1 protein-coding gene is annotated in these 1,056 nt (G+C 44.5%); it reads left to right on the top strand.

The window, feature by feature from the left end; genetic code table 11:
• Nucleotides 1-101: 101 nt before the first annotated feature.
• Nucleotides 102-1,056 (top strand): IS30 family transposase (locus A7325_RS00055; protein WP_156508464.1); only part of this gene is annotated, 955 nt, incomplete at its 3' end.

Here is a 1,056-nt window from a genome sequence, read left to right as displayed (position 1 = left end):
CCTAGATTCAAATAAGAAGTGCAACGTTTTAAAAGAATGAGTTGAAGAGTAAGATGTGCCGTGTTGCATTTCAAACTTCAACTCCTACATATCAGAACGTTATGAAACACTATACACATCTTACCCAAGAGCAAAGATATCAAATATCAGCACTATTGCAAGCTAAAAAAGGCATGAGTGAAATAGCTAGAATTATCGGCTGTCATAAATCAACGGTGAGTCGAGAGATAAGGCGAAACCTGGGACAAAGGGGTTATCGCCCCAAACAAGCCCATCGTTTGGCAAAAGCGCGCAAAGTTAAGAATAGCACACAGATTAGTCGCTTTGGCTGGTGCTATATTGAGCATCTACTCAGCAAGCACTACTCCCCTGAACAGATAACAGGGCGACTGAGGATGCTGGGGTGGGAAGATGTCCCAAGCCATGAATCGATATACCAACACATCTATACTGACAAAAAGGCAGGGGGTGCTCTACACACCACCCTCAGATGTCAAAAGCGTTATAAGAGACGGTATCTGCAAGGCAATGATAGGCGCGGGAAAATAGCGAACCGCTGTGATATCACTGAGCGTCCTAGCATCATTGAGACACGCAGTCGTATGGGCGATTATGAAGGGGATACGGTGGTTGGTCATGGACATCAAGGTGTTCTGGTTACTTTAGTAGATAGAACGACTCGAGAGACTAAGATCAAAGCGCTACCCAATCGTAAGGCAAAAGCTGTCACACAAGCTTGTATTGACATGTTAAAAGGTGAGCAGGCGTTAAGCATCACCTTTGACAACGGTAAAGAGTTTGCTGACCATGAAGCGATGGCAACCGCGTTAAAGGCTGATATTTACTTCGCTCAGCCTTATCATTCTTGGGAGCGCGGAACGAATGAGAATACCAATGGTTTAATTCGTCAGTTTCTACCTAAGTCGATGCGTCTAGATAACCTATGCAGGCACTTAGTTCAGTCGATTGAAGACAGTTTAAATAATCGACCAAGAAAGGTGCTAGGGTTTAGAACACCGCTTGAGGTAAAATCTAGCTTCGGGTGCGTTGCACTTC

The sequence above is a fragment of the Psychrobacter sp. SHUES1 genome (assembly GCF_001652315.1).
GTDB lineage: Bacteria > Pseudomonadota > Gammaproteobacteria > Pseudomonadales > Moraxellaceae > Psychrobacter > Psychrobacter faecalis.
Note: the sequence above shows the minus strand (reverse complement) of the source record. Positions and strands in the feature narration are given on the sequence as shown.